Below are 18,961 nucleotides of genomic sequence, written 5' to 3' on the forward strand. Positions count from 1 at the left end.
GACAGGTGATCCCCATGGCGAACGAAGATCGGCTCCGCGAATATCTCAAGCGCGTCACCGCCGAACTGCACGAGACCAGCGAGCGGTTGCAGCAAGTCGAGGCGCGGCACCGCGAGCCGATCGCCATCATCGCCATGAGCTGCCGGTTCCCCGGCGGTGTCGACTCCCCGGAGTCGCTGTGGCAGCTCGTCGACTCGGGTGTCGACGCCATCGGGGAGTTCCCCGCCGAGCGGGGCTGGGAGGTGGAGAAGCTCTACCACCCCGACCCGGACCACCCCGGCACGTCGTACACCCGGCACGGGGGTTTCCTGCACGAGGCCGGTGACTTCGACGCCGCGTTCTTCGGCATCTCACCCCGGGAGGCGCTGGCCACCGACGCGCAGCAACGCCTGCTGCTGGAGACGTCCTGGGAGGCGTTCGAGCGGGCCGGCGTCGACCCGGCCACGCTCAAGGGCAGCCGGACCGGGGTCTTCACCGGCGTGATGTACCACGACTACGCCGCGCTCGTCGGCGAGCTGGGCGACTCTGCCGAGGGTTCGCTGGGCACCGGCAGCACCGGCAGCATCGCCTCCGGGCGGATCGCGTACACGTTCGGCCTCGAAGGCACCGCCGTCACGGTGGACACCGCCTGCTCGTCGTCACTGGTCGCGCTGCACCTGGCCGCCCAGGCGCTGCGGCAGGGAGAGTGCGACCTGGCGCTGGCCGGCGGCGTGACGGTGATGGCCACCCCCGGAGCGTTCCTGGCCTTCTCCCGCCAGCGGGGCCTCGCCCCGGACGGACGCTGCAAGCCGTTCTCCGACGACGCCGACGGGACCGGCTGGGGCGAGGGCGTCGGCATGCTGCTCGTCGAACGGCTCTCCGACGCCGTCCGCAACGGCCACCCGGTGCTCGCCGTGGTGCGGGGGAGCGCGGTCAACTCCGACGGCGCGTCGAACGGCCTGACCGCCCCGAACGGGCCGTCCCAGCAACGCGTCATCCGCGCCGCGCTGACCAACGCCGGCCTCACCACCGCCGACGTCGACGCCGTCGAGGCGCACGGCACCGGCACCACCCTGGGCGACCCGATCGAGGCGCAGGCGCTGCTCGCCACGTACGGCCAGGAGCGACCCGCCGACCAGCCACTGTGGCTCGGCTCCATCAAGTCCAACATCGGGCACACCCAGGCCGCCGCCGGCGTCGCCGGGATCATCAAGATGGTCATGGCGATGCGCCACGGCCGGATCCCGCGCAGCCTGCACGCCGACCAGCCGTCCACCCACGTCGACTGGACCGCTGGCGCGGTCCGTATCGCCGCCGACAACCAGCCGTGGCCGCAGCGCCCGGGACCACGACGCGCAGGTGTCTCCTCGTTCGGGGTGTCCGGGACGAACGCGCACGTCATCATCGAGGAACCGCCGGCCACGGAGGTGCCGCCCCGGATCGATGCCGTCGCGCCCGTCCAGGTGCCGTGGGTGATCTCCGCCCGGTCGCCGGAGGCGCTGCGCGGGCAGGCGGCTCGGCTGGCCGCGATGACGGACGTCGACCCGGTGGACGTCGGGTTCACCCTGGCCGCCCACCGCACGGCGCACGCGCACCGGGCGGTCGTCTTCGGCCCCGACGAACTGGCGGCGCTCGCCGCCGGTGAGCCCGGCCCGGTCACCGGTTCGGTGGTACGCGGAAAGACCGCTTTCGTCTTCTCCGGCCAGGGCTCGCAGCGCCCGGGCATGGGCCTGGACCTGGCGTCGTCGTTCCCGGTGTACGGCGAGGCGTTCGACGCCGCCTGCGCCGAGCTGGACCGGCACCTGGACCGGCCGGTCCGGGAGGTGATCGCCGACGGCGACGACCTGGACCAGACCGTCTACACCCAGGCGGCGTTGTTCGCCGTCGAGGTCGCCCTGTTCCGCCTGGTCGAGTCGTTCGGTGTGACAGCGGATTTCCTGGTCGGGCACTCGATCGGTGAGATCGCCGCCGCGCACGTCGCCGGGGTGCTCTCACTGCCGGACGCGGCCAGGCTGGTCACCGCACGGGGTCGCCTGATGCAGGCACTCCCGGCCGGCGGTGTGATGGTCGCGGTGCGGGCCGGCGAGGCCGAGGTGCTGCCGCTGCTCACCGACGGGGTGTCGGTCGCCGCGATCAACGGCCCGCGCTCGGTCGTGCTGTCCGGCGCCGCCGACGAGGTGACCGCAGTTGCGGCGCACTTCGAGAAGTCGAAGCGGCTGCGGGTCAGCCACGCGTTCCACTCGGTGCTGATGGAGCCGATGCTGGCCGAGTTCGCCGAGGTCGCGGAATCCCTTGCCTATGCGTCGCCGCGCGTCCCGGTGGTGTCCAACGTGACCGGGCAGGTTGCCGCAGTGCAGGACGCCGACTACTGGGTGCGGCACGTCCGTGAAGCGGTGCGCTTCGCCGACGGCATCACCACACTGGAGAGTCTCGGCGTCGCCACCTTTGTGGAGATCGGCCCGGACGGGGTGCTCTCCGCGATGGGCGCCGAGTGTGTCTCCGACGCGGTGTTCGTACCCGTGCAGAGATCTGACCGCGACCAACCTGCCACCCTGCTGACCGCCCTGGCGCAGGTCTTCGTGCGCGGCGTCGCCGTCGACTGGACGGCGTGCTACCCCGGCGCGCGCCGCGTCGACCTGCCCACCTACGCCTTCCACCACCAGCGGTACTGGCCGGTCGGCACCGGCACCCCCACCGGCGGCGGCACCGGCCATCCCATGCTGGACACCGCCATCACCCTGGCCGGCGCGGACGAACTCGTCGTCTCCGGCCGGTGGACCGTCGCCACCCACCAGTGGCTCGCCGACCACGCCCTCTCCGGGACCGTCGTCGTCCCCGGTGCCGCCCTCGTCGATCTCGCCCTGGCCGCCGGCGACCGGGTCGGCTGCGACCGCGTCGAGGAACTCACCACCGGCATCCCGCTCACCATCGGCAGCGACGCCGTGCACGTCCAGGTCCGGGTCGGCGCGCCGGACAGCGACGGGCGTCGCCCCGTCGGCATCCACGCCAGCCCGGACGCCGAAACGTGGACCGAGCACGCCCTCGGCGTCCTCATGCCGGGTATCGGCGCGGCGAACCCGCCGCCGAGCGCCTGGCCGCCGCCCGGCGCGACCGCCGTCGCCCTGGACGGCCTCTACGAGGCCTTCGCCGACCGCGGCCTGCGCTACGGCCCGACGTTCCGCGCGCTGCGCGCCGCGTGGCGCGACCACGAGCAGGTGTACGCGGAGATCACGCTCGACGAGCTTGTTCCGGTCGAGGGCTTCCCGCTGCACCCGGCGGTGCTCGACGCCGCCCTGCACGCCATCGGCGCCGCCGACCTGCTACCCGCCCACGCCGACGGGGCCAGCGTGCCGTTCAGTTGGTCCGGCGTCACCCTGCACGCGACCGGCGGCGCGGCGGTCCGGGCCCGCGTCCGCAGCCTCGACGCCGATTCCGTCCGGCTGGACCTGACCGACACCGCCGACCAGCCGGTACTCACCGTCGACCGCCTCGTCCTGCGTCCCCTCACCACTCCCACCACGGGCACCGGCGTCGACGCGCTGTTCCACCTCGGATGGCTCCCGCACACGCCGTCCGCCGCCCCCGTCACCGGCCCGGTCGTGATCCACCGAGTCGAACCCGCCGACGGCGACGTCGTCACCGGCACCCACCACCGCACCGCCGCCGTCCTGGAGACCCTCCAGTCCTGGCTGGCCGCCGGGCCGCAGGACGGTGAGCGGCTGGTCGTCGTCACCATCGGTGCGGTCGCCACGGCCGGCGAACCGGTCACCGACCCCGGGGCCGCCGCCGTCTGGGGACTCGTCCGGGCGGCCCAGTCCGAGCACCCCGACCGTTTCGTGCTGGTCGACGTCGACGGCACCGACGAGTCCGAGGCGGCGCTACCGAGCCTGCTCGCCAGCGGCGAGCCGCAGGCCGCGTTGCGCAACGGCGAACCGAGCACGCCACGGCTGACCCGGCCACCGGCCGGAACCCCGCCGCGCCCTCTCGGTCTGGCCGACGGCACGGTGCTGGTCACCGGCGCCACCGGTCAACTCGGCCGACTGGTGGCCCGCCATCTGGTCACCACCCACGGGGTACGCGACCTGCTGCTGCTGAGCCGCCGGGGCGCTGACGCGCCCGGCGCGGCGGACCTCCTGGCGGACCTCGCCGACCGGGGGGCGTCCGTGCGGATGGTCGCGGTGGACGTGGCCGACCGTGAGGCACTGGCCGCAGTGGTCGCCGGTGTTGCGGACCTGTCCGGAGTGGTGCACGCGGCCGGTGTGCTGGACGACGGGGTCCTCGCCGGGCTGAGCGCGGACCGTCTGTCGGCGGTGCTGCGGGCGAAGGTGGACGCGGGTTGGTATCTGCACGAGTTGACCCGGGATCGGCGGTTGTCGGCGTTCGTGGTGTTCTCGTCGGCGGCCGGGGTGTTCGGCAACGCCGGTCAGGGGGCGTACGCGGCGGGGAACGCGTTCCTGGACGCTCTGGCGCAGCACCGTCGGGGGCTCGGACTGCCGGCCGTCTCCCTGGCCTGGGGACCGTGGGCTGTCGGCATGGCCGCCGGCATCGACACCGCCGACCGGGAACGCCTCCTCCGGGGCGGCGCCCGCGAACTGACCGAGGACCAGGGTCTCGCGCTCTTCGACCGGGCAGCGGCCGAGGACGCCGCCGTCACCGTGCCCGTACGGCTCGACCTGCGCGCTGTCCGGGCGGCCGGGAGCGTCCCGGCGGTCCTGACACATCTGGTACGCGTCCGCCGTACCGCCGCCTCGGCTCCGCTGCGGGACCGACTCGCGAACCTCGGCCACGAGGCACGCCGCGCCGCCCTTCTCGACCTGGTGTCGTCGCGGGTGGCTGTGGTGCTGGGTCATCCGCAGGGGTGGTCGGTAGACGGTGCGCAGGCGTTCGGTGAGTTGGGGTTCGACTCGTTGACGGCTGTGGAGTTCCGCAACGGGCTGTCGGCGGCGACCGGGTTGCGGTTGTCGGCGACGACGGTGTTCGACTACCCGACCCCGGACGCGCTGGTCGAGCACCTGGTGGCCGAGCTGTCCGGGATGGTTGCGGCGGACACGGTGGTCGCGGCGGCCCACGCGGACGAGCCGATCGCCATCGTCGGCATGGCCTGCCGGTTCCCGGGTGGCGTGGACTCACCCGAAAGCCTCTGGCGGTTGATCGAGTCCGATGGTGAGGGGACAGGCGATTTCCCGACCGACCGCGGTTGGGACCTGGAGGCGCTGGCGCAGACGTCCCTGACCAGCCGGGGCGGTTTCCTGACCGAGGCCGCGGATTTCGACGCCGAGTTCTTCGGGATCTCCCCGCGTGAGGCCCTGGCCATGGACCCGCAACAGCGGTTGTTGTTGGAGACGAGTTGGGAGGCCCTGGAACGAGCCGGAATCGACCCACAATCGCTACGCGGTTCCGACACCGGTGTGTTCTCGGGATTGATGTACCACGACTACGCCGGCCTGGCCCAGCAGAGCCCCGACGGTCTTGCGGGTTTTTTGGGTACGGGTAATTCGGGGAGTGTGGTGTCGGGTCGGGTTTCGTATTCGTTTGGGTTTGAGGGTCCGGCGGTGACGGTGGATACGGCGTGTTCGTCGTCGTTGGTGGCGTTGCATTTGGCGGGTCAGGCGTTGCGGCGTGGTGAGTGTTCGTTGGCGTTGGCGGGTGGGGTGACGGTGATGGCGACGCCGTCGGCTTTTGTGGAGTTTTCGCGGCAGCGGGGGTTGTCGGTTGATGGTCGGTGTCGGTCGTTCGCGGAGTCTGCGGAGGGGACTGGTTGGTCTGAGGGTGTGGGTGTGGTGTTGGTGGAGCGGTTGTCGGATGCGGTGCGTAATGGGCATCGGGTTCTTGCGGTGGTGGCGGGGAGTGCGGTTAATCAGGATGGTGCGTCGAATGGTTTGACGGCGCCGAATGGTCCGTCGCAGCAGCGGGTGATTCGGTCGGCGTTGGCTGATGCCGGGCTCACGGGCGTTGACGTGGACGTGGTGGAGGCGCACGGCACGGCGACGGTGTTGGGTGATCCGATCGAGGCGCAGGCGCTCCTCGCCACCTATGGGCAGGATCGCCCTGGTCGGCCGTTGTGGTTGGGGTCGGTGAAATCCAACCTCGGGCACACGCAGGCCGCCGCCGGTGTCGCGGGGATCATCAAGATGGTGCAGGCGATGCGGCACGAGATCCTGCCGCGCACGTTGCATGTGGATGCGCCGACGTCGCAGGTGGACTGGTCGGCCGGTGAGGTGCGGTTGTTGACCGAGGCGCAGCCGTGGCTGGTGAACGGTCGCCCGCGCCGGGCTGGGGTGTCCTCGTTCGGCATCTCCGGCACCAACGCCCACGTCATCATCGAAGAACCACCGACCGTGCACACCCCCGCCGACGACAGGCCGGACGCCGCCGAGGTCGTGCCGTGGGTGTTGTCCGCCCGCTCACCGGAGGCGCTACGCGGGCAGGCCGCCCGACTGGCGTCGGTGGACGCCGACCCGCGCGACGTCGGCTTCTCGTTGACGTCGTCGCGGTCGACGCACGCCCACCGGGCAGTGGTGTTCGGGCACGACGAACTGGCGGCGCTCGCGGCCGGCGAACCCGGTCCCGTGGTCGGGTCGGTGGTGCGCGGCAAGACCGCGTTCGTGTTCTCCGGCCAGGGCTCGCAACGACCGGGCATGGGCCTGGACCTCCACGACACGTTCCCGGTGTACGCGCAGGCGTTCGACGCGGTCTGTGCCGAGCTGGACCGGCATCTGGACCGGCCGATCCGCGACGTCATCGCCCAGGGCGACGACCTCGACCAGACCGTCTACACCCAGGCGGCGTTGTTCGCCGTCGAGGTCGCGTTGTTCCGCCTGGTGGAGTCGTTCGGCGTCAGGCCCGATTTCCTGGTCGGGCACTCGATCGGTGAGATCGCCGCCGCGCACGTCGCCGGGGTGCTCTCCCTGCCCGATGCGGCGACGCTGGTCACCGCCCGGGGTCGGCTGATGCAGGCGCTCCCGGCCGGCGGGGTCATGATCGCCGTGCGGGCGACCGAGGCCGAGGTGCTGCCGCTGCTGACCGGTGGGGTGAACATCGCCGCGATCAACGGCCCCCGCTCGGTCGTGCTGTCGGGTGTCGCCGACGAGGTGACCGCAGTCGCGGCCCAGTTCGAGAAGTCGAAGCAGCTGCGGGTCAGCCACGCGTTCCACTCGGTGCTGATGGAGCCGATGCTGGCCGAGTTCGCCCGGGTCGCCGGCACGCTGAGCTACGAGTCGCCGCGCATCCCGGTGGTGTCCAACGTGACCGGGCAGGTCGCCGCAGTGCAGGACGCCGACTACTGGGTGCGGCACGTCCGCGAAGCCGTCCGCTTCGCCGACGGCATCACCACACTGGAAGGCCTCGGTGTCAGCACGTTCGTGGAGATCGGCCCGGACGGGGTGCTCTCCGCGATGGGCGCGGACTGCGTCAGCGACGCGGTGTTCGTACCCGTGCAGAGATCCGACCGCGACCAACCTGCCACCCTGCTGACCGCGCTGGCGCAGGCCTTCGTGCGCGGCGTCACCGTCGACTGGACGCCGTGCCTGACCGGCGGGCGGATGGTCGACCTTCCCACCTACGCCTTCCAGCACCGCCGCTACTGGCCCACGGCACCCGAGGCCGCCACCGACGCAGCCAGCATCGGGCTCGGGACCGTCGACCACCCGTTCTGGGCCGCCGTCGCCGACCTGCCCGAGCAGGACAGCCTCCTGCTCACCGGCCGGCTCTCCTCCCGCGCGCAGCCCTGGCTGGCCGACCACCTGATCGGCGGCACGCTACTGGTCCCCGGCGCCGCGCTGGTCGACCTCGCCCTGACCGCCGGCGAACACGTCGGCCTGAACCGCCTCGACGAACTCACCATCGAGGCCCCGATGGTCCTGCCGACCAGCGGCGGCACGCTGACCATCCGCGCCCTGGTCGGCCCGCTCACCGACGACGACCCGGCCACTCGACGGCGGGACATCACCCTCTACGCGCGCCCCGACGACACCGGTGAATGGCAGCGACACGCCACCGGCACCCTCACCGCAGTCACCGAAGCGGCGCAGACCCCCGGCCACTGGACACCGCAGGCGACCGAGGAGGTACCGGTCGACGGCGTCTACCCCGGCTTCGCCGAGGTCGGCTTCGACTACGGCCCGCACCTGCGCGGACTCCACCGGGCCTGGCGCCGCGACGGCGAACTACTCGCGGACGTGACCCTCGCCGACGACCTCACACTGGACGGCTTCCTCCTGCACCCCGCGCTCCTCGACGCGGCCCTGCACGGACTCGCCCTCGGCGTCCTCGACTCCGACACCAGCGGCCTCCCGTTCAGCTGGACCGGAGTGACAGTCCACGCCACCGGGGCACGCGCGGCCCGGGTGCGGATCAGCCCCGCCGGCGGCGACGCCGTCACCCTCGACCTGCGCGACGCCGAGAACCAGCCCGTCGCCACCGTGGACCGGCTCGTCCTGCGCCCCCACACGCCCACGACGAGCACGACGCTTCGCCCGTACCGGCTGGAGTGGACGCCGATCCCCCAACTGGACGTGCCCGCCGCCCTGCTCACCGACCACGCGGACCTGGCCGCGACGCTCGCCGCCGGCGACGTGCCGGCCGGCCCGGTCCTCTGGTACGCCGAGTCCGACCCCACCGCCGACCCGGTGACCGCCGCGCACACCGCCGCCGCCCGCACCCTGTCGGTGCTGCAGACCTGGTTGACCGACGACCGGCTCACCGGTGCGCGGCTGGTCATCGCGACCCGGCACGCCGTGCAGACCGGCGACGAACCGCTGACCGATCTCGCCGGCGCCACCGTGCACGGCTTGGTACGCAGCGCCCAGGCCGAACACCCGGACCGGTTCGTGCTCGTCGACATCGACGACGGACCCGGCTCGGTGGCGGTGCTCCCCGCCGCCGCCCACTGCGGCGAGCCACAACTGGCCATCCGCGGCGGCGTGGTCAGCGTCCCCCGACTCGTCCGACCCCCGGTCGAGGAAACCCGCCCGTTCACCTTCGGCACCGGAACGGTCCTGGTCACCGGGGCGCTCGGCACGCTCGGCCGACTCGTGGTCCGGCACCTGCTCACCGCCCACGGCGTACGCGACCTGCTGCTGGTCAGCCGCCGTGGCGCCGAAACCCCCGGAGCTGCCGAGTTCGTGGCGGAACTCGCCGACCTCGGGGCGTCCGCCCAACTGGTGGCCGTGGACGCCACCGACCGGGCAGCCCTCGCGCAGGTCGTCGCCGACACCCCGGACCTGTCCGGCGTGCTGCACCTGGCCGGCGTCCTCGACGACGGAGTCGTCAGCGGGCTGAGCGCGGACCGTCTGTCGGCGGTGCTGCGGGCGAAGGTGGACGCGGGTTGGTATCTGCACGAGTTGACCCGGGATCGGCGGTTGTCGGCGTTCGTGGTGTTCTCGTCGGCGGCCGGGGTGTTCGGCAACGCCGGTCAGGGGGCGTACGCGGCGGGGAACGCGTTCCTGGACGCTCTGGCGCAGCACCGTCGTGGGCTCGGACTGCCGGCCGTCTCCCTGGCCTGGGGGCTCTGGGCCGACGCCAGCGACCTGAGCGCCAACGCCGACCAACGCCGACTCGGCCGTGGCGGGGTGCTGCCGCTCACCGCCGAGCAGGGACTCGCCCTGTTCGACGCCGGCTGCGTGTCGCAACCGCCGGTCAGCGTGCCGATCCTCCTGGACCTCGCAGCGGTGGCCACCTCCGGCATCGTCCCCGCGCTGCTGCGGCACCTCGTCCGACCCGCGCGCCGGGTGGCCGCCGCCTCAACCGACCGGTCGTCGCTGCGGGCCCAGCTCGCCGACCTACCGCCGCACCAGCGACACGCCCACCTCCTCGACCTGGTGTCGTCGCGGGTGGCTGTGGTGCTGGGTCATCCGCAGGGGTGGTCGGTGGACGGTGCGCAGGCGTTCGGTGAGTTGGGGTTCGACTCGTTGACGGCTGTGGAGTTCCGCAACGGGCTGTCGGCGGCGACCGGGTTGCGGTTGTCGGCGACGACGGTGTTCGACTACCCGACCCCGGACGCGCTGGTCGACCATCTGGTGGCCGAGCTGACCGACGTGGCGGCGACGGAGACAGCTGTTCCGACCGGGCAGGCGGCGGACGAGCCGATCGCCATCGTCGGCATGGCCTGCCGGTTCCCGGGTGGCGTGGACTCACCCGAGGGCCTGTGGCGGCTGGTCGACTCCGAGGGCGACGGCATCGGCGACTTTCCCACCGACCGCGGGTGGGACCTGGAGGCCCTCTTCGACACCGACGAATCCCGGACGGACACCTCGTACACCCGCCGGGGCGGCTTCCTGACCGACGCCGCCGAATTCGACGCCGATTTCTTCGGGATCTCCCCGCGTGAGGCCCTGGCCATGGACCCGCAACAGCGGTTGTTGTTGGAGACGAGTTGGGAGGCCCTGGAACGAGCCGGAATCGACCCACAATCGCTACGCGGTTCCGACACCGGCGTCTTCGCCGGCCTGATGTACCACGACTACGGGCCATTCGCCCAGCAGAGCCCCGACGGTCTTGCGGGTTTTTTGGGTACGGGTAATTCGGGGAGTGTGGTGTCGGGTCGGGTTTCGTATTCGTTTGGGTTTGAGGGTCCGGCGGTGACGGTGGATACGGCGTGTTCGTCGTCGTTGGTGGCGTTGCATTTGGCGGGTCAGGCGTTGCGGCGTGGTGAGTGTTCGTTGGCGTTGGCGGGTGGGGTGACGGTGATGGCGACGCCGTCGGCTTTTGTGGAGTTTTCGCGGCAGCGGGGGTTGTCGGTTGATGGTCGGTGTCGGTCGTTCGCGGAGTCTGCGGAGGGGACTGGTTGGTCTGAGGGTGTGGGTGTGGTGTTGGTGGAGCGGTTGTCGGATGCGGTGCGTAATGGGCATCGGGTTCTTGCGGTGGTGGCGGGGAGTGCGGTTAATCAGGATGGTGCGTCGAATGGTTTGACGGCGCCGAATGGTCCGTCGCAGCAGCGGGTGATTCGGTCGGCGTTGGCTGATGCCGGGCTCACGGGCGTTGACGTGGACGTGGTGGAGGCGCACGGCACGGCGACGGTGTTGGGTGATCCGATCGAGGCGCAGGCGCTCCTCGCCACCTATGGGCAGGATCGCCCTGGTCGGCCGTTGTGGTTGGGGTCGGTGAAATCCAACCTCGGGCACACGCAGGCCGCCGCCGGTGTCGCGGGGATCATCAAGATGGTGCAGGCGATGCGGCACGAGATCCTGCCGCGCACGTTGCATGTGGATGCGCCGACGTCGCAGGTGGACTGGTCGGCCGGTGAGGTGCGGTTGTTGACCGAGGCGCAGCCGTGGCTGGTGAACGGTCGCCCGCGCCGGGCTGGGGTGTCCTCGTTCGGCATCTCCGGCACCAACGCCCACGTCATCATCGAAGAACCACCGACCGTGCACACCCCCGCCGACGACAGGCCGGACGCCGCCGAGGTCGTGCCGTGGGTGTTGTCCGCCCGCTCACCGGAGGCGCTACGCGGGCAGGCCGCCCGACTGGCGTCGGTGGACGCCGACCCGCGCGACGTCGGCTTCTCGTTGACGTCGTCGCGGTCGACGCACGCCCACCGGGCAGTGGTGTTCGGGCACGACGAACTGGCGGCGCTCGCGGCCGGCGAACCCGGTCCCGTGGTCGGGTCGGTGGTGCGCGGCAAGACCGCGTTCGTGTTCTCCGGCCAGGGCTCGCAACGACCGGGCATGGGCCTGGACCTCCACGACACGTTCCCGCGTTACGCCGAGGCGTTCGACGCGGCCTGCGCCGAGCTGGACCGGCACCTGGACCGGCCGATCCGCGACGTCATCGCCCAGGGCGACGACCTCGACCAGACCGTCTACACCCAGGCGGGATTGTTCGCCGTCGAGGTCGCGTTGTTCCGCCTGGTGGAGTCGTTCGGCGTCATCCCGGACTTCCTGGTCGGGCACTCGATCGGAGAGATCACCGCCGCACACGTGTCCGGGGTGCTCTCCCTGCCCGACGCGGCCAGACTGGTCACCGCCCGAGGCCGCCTCATGCAGGCACTCCCGACCGGTGGCGTCATGGTCGCCGTGCGGGCCACCGAGGCTGAGGTGCTTGCGTTGCTGACCGACGGGGTGTCCGTGGCGGCGATCAACGGACCCCGGTCGGTGGTGCTGTCCGGCACCGCGGACGAGGTCAACGCAGTCGCGGCCCAGTTCGAGAAGTCGAAGCGGTTGCGGGTCAGTCACGCGTTCCACTCGGTGTTGATGGAGTCGATGCTGGAGGCTTTCACCGAGGTTGCCGAGACGCTGACCTACGGGTCGCCGCGCATCCCGATCGTGTCGAACGTGACCGGGCAGGTCGCGTCGACGCAGGACGCTGCGTACTGGTCGCGGCACGTGCGGGAGGCGGTTCGGTTCGCCGATGGCATCACCGCCCTGGAGTCGTTGGGTGTGAGCACGTTCGTGGAGATCGGCCCGGACGGGGTGCTCTCCGCGATGGGCGCGGACTGTGTCTCCGACGCGGTGTTCGTACCCGTGCAGCGATCTGACCGCGACCAGCCGAGCACCCTGCTCACCGCGCTCGCTCAGGTCTTCGTGCGCGGCGTCGCGGTGGACTGGACGCCGTGCTACCCCGGCGGGCGGCTGGTCGACCTGCCCACCTACGCCTTCCACCACCAGCGTTACTGGCCGAGGCCCGGCACCCGGGCCACCAGCGCCACCGACGCCGCCTTCTGGGACGCCGTCGAACGTGCCGACCTCGACACCCTCACCCAGACCCTCAAGCTCGACGACAGCACCTCCCTCACCGCACTGCTCCCCGCCCTGGCCTCGTGGAGGCGCGACCACACCACCGCGCCACTGGGCCGCTACGGCATCGACTGGACCCCGCTACCGCAGGCGGGCACACCCAGCGGGACGTGGCTGATCGCCGAACCGGCCGGCGACACCCTCGTCTCGGACGCCCTGGCCACCACCGGCCTGGACGTGCGACGCGGCACGCCGGACGCGGAGACGATGCGGGACGTCACCGGTGTGGCCGTCGTGGTGGACGACCCCGCGCGGGCACTGCACGCCGTCCAGACCCACCGGTCGCTGACCACCGACATCCCACTCTGGCTGATCACGAGCGGCGCGGTGGCCGCCACCCCGCACGACCCGGCGCCCACCCCGTCCGCCGCCGCCGTCTGGGGCCTCGGCCGAGTCGCCGCCCTGGAAATCCCCCGCGCCTGGGGCGGCCTCGTCGACCTGCCCGCCGGCCGTGACCCGGTCGACGGGCGGGTGCTCGCCGCCGCCCTGTCCGGCTCCGCGGGCGAGGACCAGGTCGCCGTCCGCGCCGGGCTGCTCGCCCGGCGACTCGTCCCGTCGGCCGGCGCGGGGCGGCAGTGGCAGCCGCGCGGCACCGTCCTGATCACCGGCGGCACCGGTGCGCTCGGCGCGCACGGTGCCCGGTGGGCCGCCGGCCACGGCGCCGAGCACCTGGTCCTGCTCAGCCGCCGAGGTGAGGCCGCACCCGGTGCCGCCGAACTCCGCGACGAACTGACCGCCGCCGGGGCACGAGTCACGATCCACGCCGTCGACCTGGCCGACCGGGACGCCCTCGGTACGGTCGTCGCGGACCTGAACGCCGCCGGTGACCCGGTCACCGCGGTGCTGCACACCGCCGGCGTCGCCACCCGCGCCCCACTCGCGGAGCTGACCGCCGACGCCATCGCCGAGGTCACCACCGCCAAGGTGCTCGGTGCGACGCACCTGGACGACCTGTTCCGGGACACCCCGCTGGACGCCTTCGTGCTGTTCTCGTCGATCGCCGGTGTCTGGGGCAGCGGCGACCACGCCGCCTACGCCGCCGCCAACGCGGCGCTGGACGCCGTTGCCGAGCAGCGCCGGTCGCGTGGGCTCACCGCGACCTCGATCGGCTGGGGACCGTGGGCCGACGGGGGCATGGCCGCCGACAGCGCGGTGGACGAACAACTACGCCGGCGCGGCCTGCGCCCGATGGCCCCCGACCGGGCCCTGCGTGGGCTGCGGTCAGCGGTCGGCGACGACCGTACGAGCGTCGTCGTCGCCGACGTGGACTGGGCGACGTTCGCCCCGGCGTTCACCGCCGCCCGGCCCAGCCCACTGCTCGACGGTGTCCCGGAGGTCCACGCCCTCACCACCGAAACGGAGTCGACAGCCGACGACGGGTGGCGGGCCGGCCTGCTGGCGCTCGCCGGCACCGAACGGACCCACGCGGTGCTGGAGACCGTCCGGACCCACGTCGCGGAGGTCCTCCGGCTGGGGTCCTCGCACGCCGTCGACCCGGGCCGCTCGTTCACCGAGATCGGCTTCGACTCGCTGACCGGTGTCGAGCTGCGCAACCGGCTCGGCGCGGCCACCGGACTGCGGCTGCCCAGCACCCTGGTCTTCGACCATCCGACGCCGGAGGCGCTCGCCGCGTACCTGGAGGGCGAGGTCGTCGGGACCGCAGACCCGACCCCGGTCGCCGCCGTGACGGGTCGCACCGACGAGCCGATCGCGATCGTCGCGATGTCCTGCCGCTTCCCCGGCGGCATCGGCTCGCCCGAGGACCTGTGGCGATTGCTCGCCGACGGCGGCGACGCCATCGGCGGATTCCCCACCGACCGTGGATGGGACCTGGACGCCCTCTACGACCCGGACCCGGACGCCATCGGCACCACCTACGTACGCGAGGGCGGCTTCCTGACCGACGCCACCGAGTTCGACGCCGGGTTCTTCGGCATCTCGCCCCGCGAGGCGCTGGCCATGGACCCGCAGCAGCGGCTGCTGCTGGAGACGGCGTGGGAGGCGTTCGAACGCGGCGGCGTGCCGGCCGACGCGCTCCGCGGAAGCCAGACCGGTGTCTTCGTCGGCACCAACAACCTGGACTACGGTCCGCTGCTGACCGGTGAGCAGGAGGCCGCCGAAGGGTACGTCAGCACCGGCAACGCGGCGAGCGTCGTCTCCGGACGGATCTCCTACACCTTCGGGCTGGAAGGCCCGGCGGTCACGGTGGACACTGCCTGCTCGTCGTCCCTGGTCGCCCTGCACTGGGCGAGCCAGGCGCTGCGGCAGGGCGAGTGCGACCTCGCCCTGGCCGGTGGCGTGACGGTGATGTCCACGCCGGGCGCGTTCATCGAGTTCAGCCGCCAGCGGGGCCTGTCCGCCACCGCCCGCTGCCGGGCGTTCTCGGCCGACGCCGACGGGACGATCTGGGGTGAGGGCGTCGGCATGCTCCTCCTGGAACGCCTCAGCGACGCGGTCGCGAACGACCACCCGGTGCTCGCCGTGGTCCGGGGGAGCGCGGTGAACTCCGACGGCGCGTCGAACGGGCTGACCGCCCCGAACGGGCCGTCGCAGCAGCGGGTGATCCGCGCGGCGCTGGCCAACGCGGGCGTGTCCGCCGCCGACGTCGACGTGGTGGAGGCGCACGGCACCGGTACCAAACTGGGCGACCCGATCGAGGCCCAGGCGCTGCTCGCGACGTACGGGCGGGGCCGACCCGCCGACCAGCCGCTGTGGCTGGGATCGGTGAAGTCGAACCTCGGCCACACCCAGGCCGCCGCCGGTGTCGCCGGCATCATCAAGATGGTCGAGGCGATGCGGCACGAAACCCTGCCGCGTACGCTGCACGCCGACCAACCCAGCCCGCACGTGGACTGGACCACCGGTGCGGTGGCCCTGCTCACCGAGGAGCGGCAGTGGGCGCGGACCGGTGACCGGCCGCGTCGGGCGGGCATCTCGTCGTTCGGGTTCAGCGGCACTAACGCCCACGCCGTCCTGGAGGAGCCGCCGACCCGCAAGCCGTCCGTGCCTACCGAGCCCTCGCAGGCGCCCGTGTTGGCACTGCCGCTGTCGGCCCGTACCGGGCCCGCGCTCCGGGAGCAGGGCGCCCGGCTGCGGGAACGCCTCTCGGCGGGGGACGACCCGAGGGACCTGGTCCACTCGCTGACGACCACCCGCAGCCTCCTGGAGGAGCGCGCCGTGGTGGTCGGCACCGACACGGAAGCCCTGGTCGCCGGTCTCGACGCCCTGACCGCCGGCGCTGACCACCCCCGGGTGGTCACCGGCTCGGCGGTACGCGGGCGGACGGCCTTCGTCTTCTCCGGGCAGGGTTCCCAGCGGCCCGGCATGGGCCTGGCACTGGCCGACACGTTCCCGGTGTACGCGCAGGCGTTCGACGCGGCCTGTGCCGAACTCGACCGGCATCTGGACCAGCCGATCCGCGACGTCATCGCCGACGGCGACGACCTGGACCAGACCGTCTACACCCAGTCCGCGTTGTTCGCCGTCGAGGTCGCCCTGTTCCGTCTGGTCGAGTCGTTCGGCGTCATCCCGGACTTCCTGGTCGGGCATTCGATCGGTGAGATCGCCGCCGCGCACGTCGCCGGGGTGCTGTCCCTGCCCGATGCGGCGAGGCTGGTCACGGCCCGGGGTCGGCTGATGCAGGCGTTGCCGGCCGGTGGGGTGATGGTGGCGGTGCGGGCGACCGAGGCGGAGGTGTTGCCGCTGTTGACCGGCGGGGTGAACATCGCCGCGATCAACGGCCCCCGGTCGGTCGTGCTGTCCGGCATCGCGGACGAGGTCACCGCCGTGGCGGCCCGGTTCGAGAAGTCGAAGCGGCTGCGGGTCAGTCACGCGTTCCACTCGGTGCTGATGGAGCCGATGCTGGCCGAATTCGCCTCGGTGGCGGCGACGCTGACCTACGACTCACCGCGCATCCCCGTCGTGTCCAACCTGACCGGGCAGATCGCCGAGACGCAGGACGCCGCGTACTGGGTGCGGCACATCCGGGAAGCGGTCCGCTTCGCCGACGGCATCACCACACTGGAAGGCCTCGGTGTCAGCACGTTCGTGGAGATCGGCCCCGACGGGGTCCTCTGCGCCATGGGCGCGGACTGCGTCACCGACGCCGCCTTCGTCGCGGTGCAGCGCCCCGACCGCGACCAACCCACCACCCTCCTCACGGCACTGGCCAGCGCCTTCGTCCGCGGTGTCCCCGTCGACTGGGGACGACTGGCTCGGGGTGGCCGACGAGTCGACCTGCCCACCTACCCCTTCCAGCGCGTCCGGTTCTGGCCATCCCCGGTCGAACCGGTCACCGTCGACCCGGTGGACGGCGAGTTCTGGCAGGCCGTCGAGGACGGCGATCTCAGCCCGCTCGGCATCACCGGCGACAACGCCGATCTGCTGCCCGCCCTGACCGCCTGGCGTCACGAACGACGAGCCACCCGGGCCCGCGACTCGTGGCGCTACGAGGAGGCGTGGACCCCGACCGCCCAGACCACCACGACGATCGCCGGGACGTGGCTGGTGCTCGGCGACGACGCGTACCTCACGGCGGTCGCCGAAACCCTCGCCCGGCACGGCGCCGAGGTACGCGGCGTCCCGATCCTCGGCCCGGACCGGGCCGTCGTGGCCGACCAACTGCGCCTGGCCGCCGTCGGCGGCGGCCCGATCGCCGGTGCGGTCGCGGCCGGTGGCACGCCCGAGGCGGCGCTCGTCCTCGTCCAGGCCTACGCCGACGCCGCCGTCGACGCCCCGCTCTGGATGGTGACCACGGCGGCCGTCGCCACCGAGGCCGGTGAACCGGTCGACCCGTCCGCCGCGGCGGTGTGGGGCCTGGGCCGGGTCGCCGCCCTGGAACTGCCGAACCGCTGGGGCGGCCTCCTGGACGTGCCGGTGGACTGGACCGGCGACCATCTCGCCGCCGCGCTCGGCGGCGACGGCGAGGACCAGCTCGCCATCCGGGGTGACCGGGTGCTCGCCCGGCGTCTGCGGCACGCCAGCGCGCCCGTCGGAAGCTGGCGCCCGCGCGGCAAGGTCCTGGTCGTCGGCGACACCAGCGGCGACATCGCCCGGTGGGCGGCGGCCGAGGGCGCCGACCGGGTCATCGTCACCGAGAGCATCGCCGAGGCCGACGACGGCATCGTCACCGTCGAGTCCTGCGCCGGAGACGACCATGCCGCCCTGGCCGACCTGCTGGACCGCGTCCGCGCCGACGGCGTCGCCCTGACCGCCGTCGTCCTCGCCGACCGCTCGGAGCCCGCACCGGCACCCCTGACCGACACCACGCCCGACGCCTGGGACACCCCGGCGGTACGCCGGGCCCGGCACCTGACCGCCCTCATCGACGAGGACCTGGACGCGTTCGTCGTCTTCACCTCGGTGGCCGGCACCTGGGGCGGCGGCCTGCAGACCGCCGCGGCCGTGGCCGCCAGCACGCTGGAAGCGCTCGCCCAGCGGGCCGGGGCCACCGCGATCGCCTGGGGACCGTGGAGCGGAAGCGACGAACGTCTTCGCCGCCGCGGTCTGACCGCCCTTCCCCCGAATGCCGCCCTCGACGCGATGGCAGCCGCGGCGGGCACGACCGGCCGGGTCGTCCTCGCCGACGTCGACTGGCCCCGGTTCGCGCTCGCGTTCACCGGTACCCGGCCCAGCCGGCTGCTCACCGACCTGCCCGAGGTGCCCGTGTCGGCCGGCGAACAGCCGCCCGTCGGAGACGCCGGGGCCACCGCCGCGCTGCGCGACGAGTGGCGGCCCCTGACCGAACCGGAACAGCACCGCGCGGCTCTCGACCTGGTCCGCGGCACCGTCGCCGCCGTCCTGGGACACGGCACCCTGGAAGCCGTCCCGCCCACCCGGGCCTTCACGGAGCTGGGCTTCGACTCGCTCACCGCGGTCGAACTGCGCAACCGGCTCGGCCGGGTCACCGGCCTGAACCTGCCACCCACCGCCGCGTTCGACCACCCGACCGCGCAGGCCCTCGCCCGTCACATCCGGGACACCGTCATCGGCGACGGCCTGGACCTGACCGGCGGGCTCTTCGCCGAACTGGACCGCCTCGAAGCCGGCCTCGCCCTGTCCACACCGGACAGCACCACCCGGAGCCGGACCGTCCTGCGACTCCAAGCCTTCATCAACCGCCTCAACGACGTCGTCGAGCCGGTCACCGAGGAGGCACCCCCGCTCGAAGAGGCCAGTGACGAGGAACTGTTCGCCTTCATCCGCAGCGAACTCGGCCGCGCCTGACCGGGCCGGGCCAAGGAGGAACACTC

1 protein-coding gene is annotated in these 18,961 nt (G+C 72.7%); it reads left to right on the forward strand.

The window, feature by feature from the left end:
• The first annotated feature begins 14 nt into the window (after window positions 1-14).
• A complete protein-coding gene (locus O7614_RS14455; RefSeq protein WP_278138965.1) occupies window positions 15-18,935 on the forward strand; it encodes a type I polyketide synthase in 18,921 nt (6,306 codons plus the stop codon).
• The last annotated feature ends 26 nt before the right edge of the window (window positions 18,936-18,961 follow it).

This window comes from Micromonospora sp. WMMD961 (genome assembly GCF_029626145.1).
Classification (GTDB): domain Bacteria; phylum Actinomycetota; class Actinomycetes; order Mycobacteriales; family Micromonosporaceae; genus Micromonospora.

Bases quoted from the DNA above. Each gene is read 5' to 3' on its own strand.
- O7614_RS14455 (WP_278138965.1), top strand. From the start codon at position 15: ATGGCGAACGAAGATCGGCTCCGCGAATATCTCAAGCGCGTCACCGCC.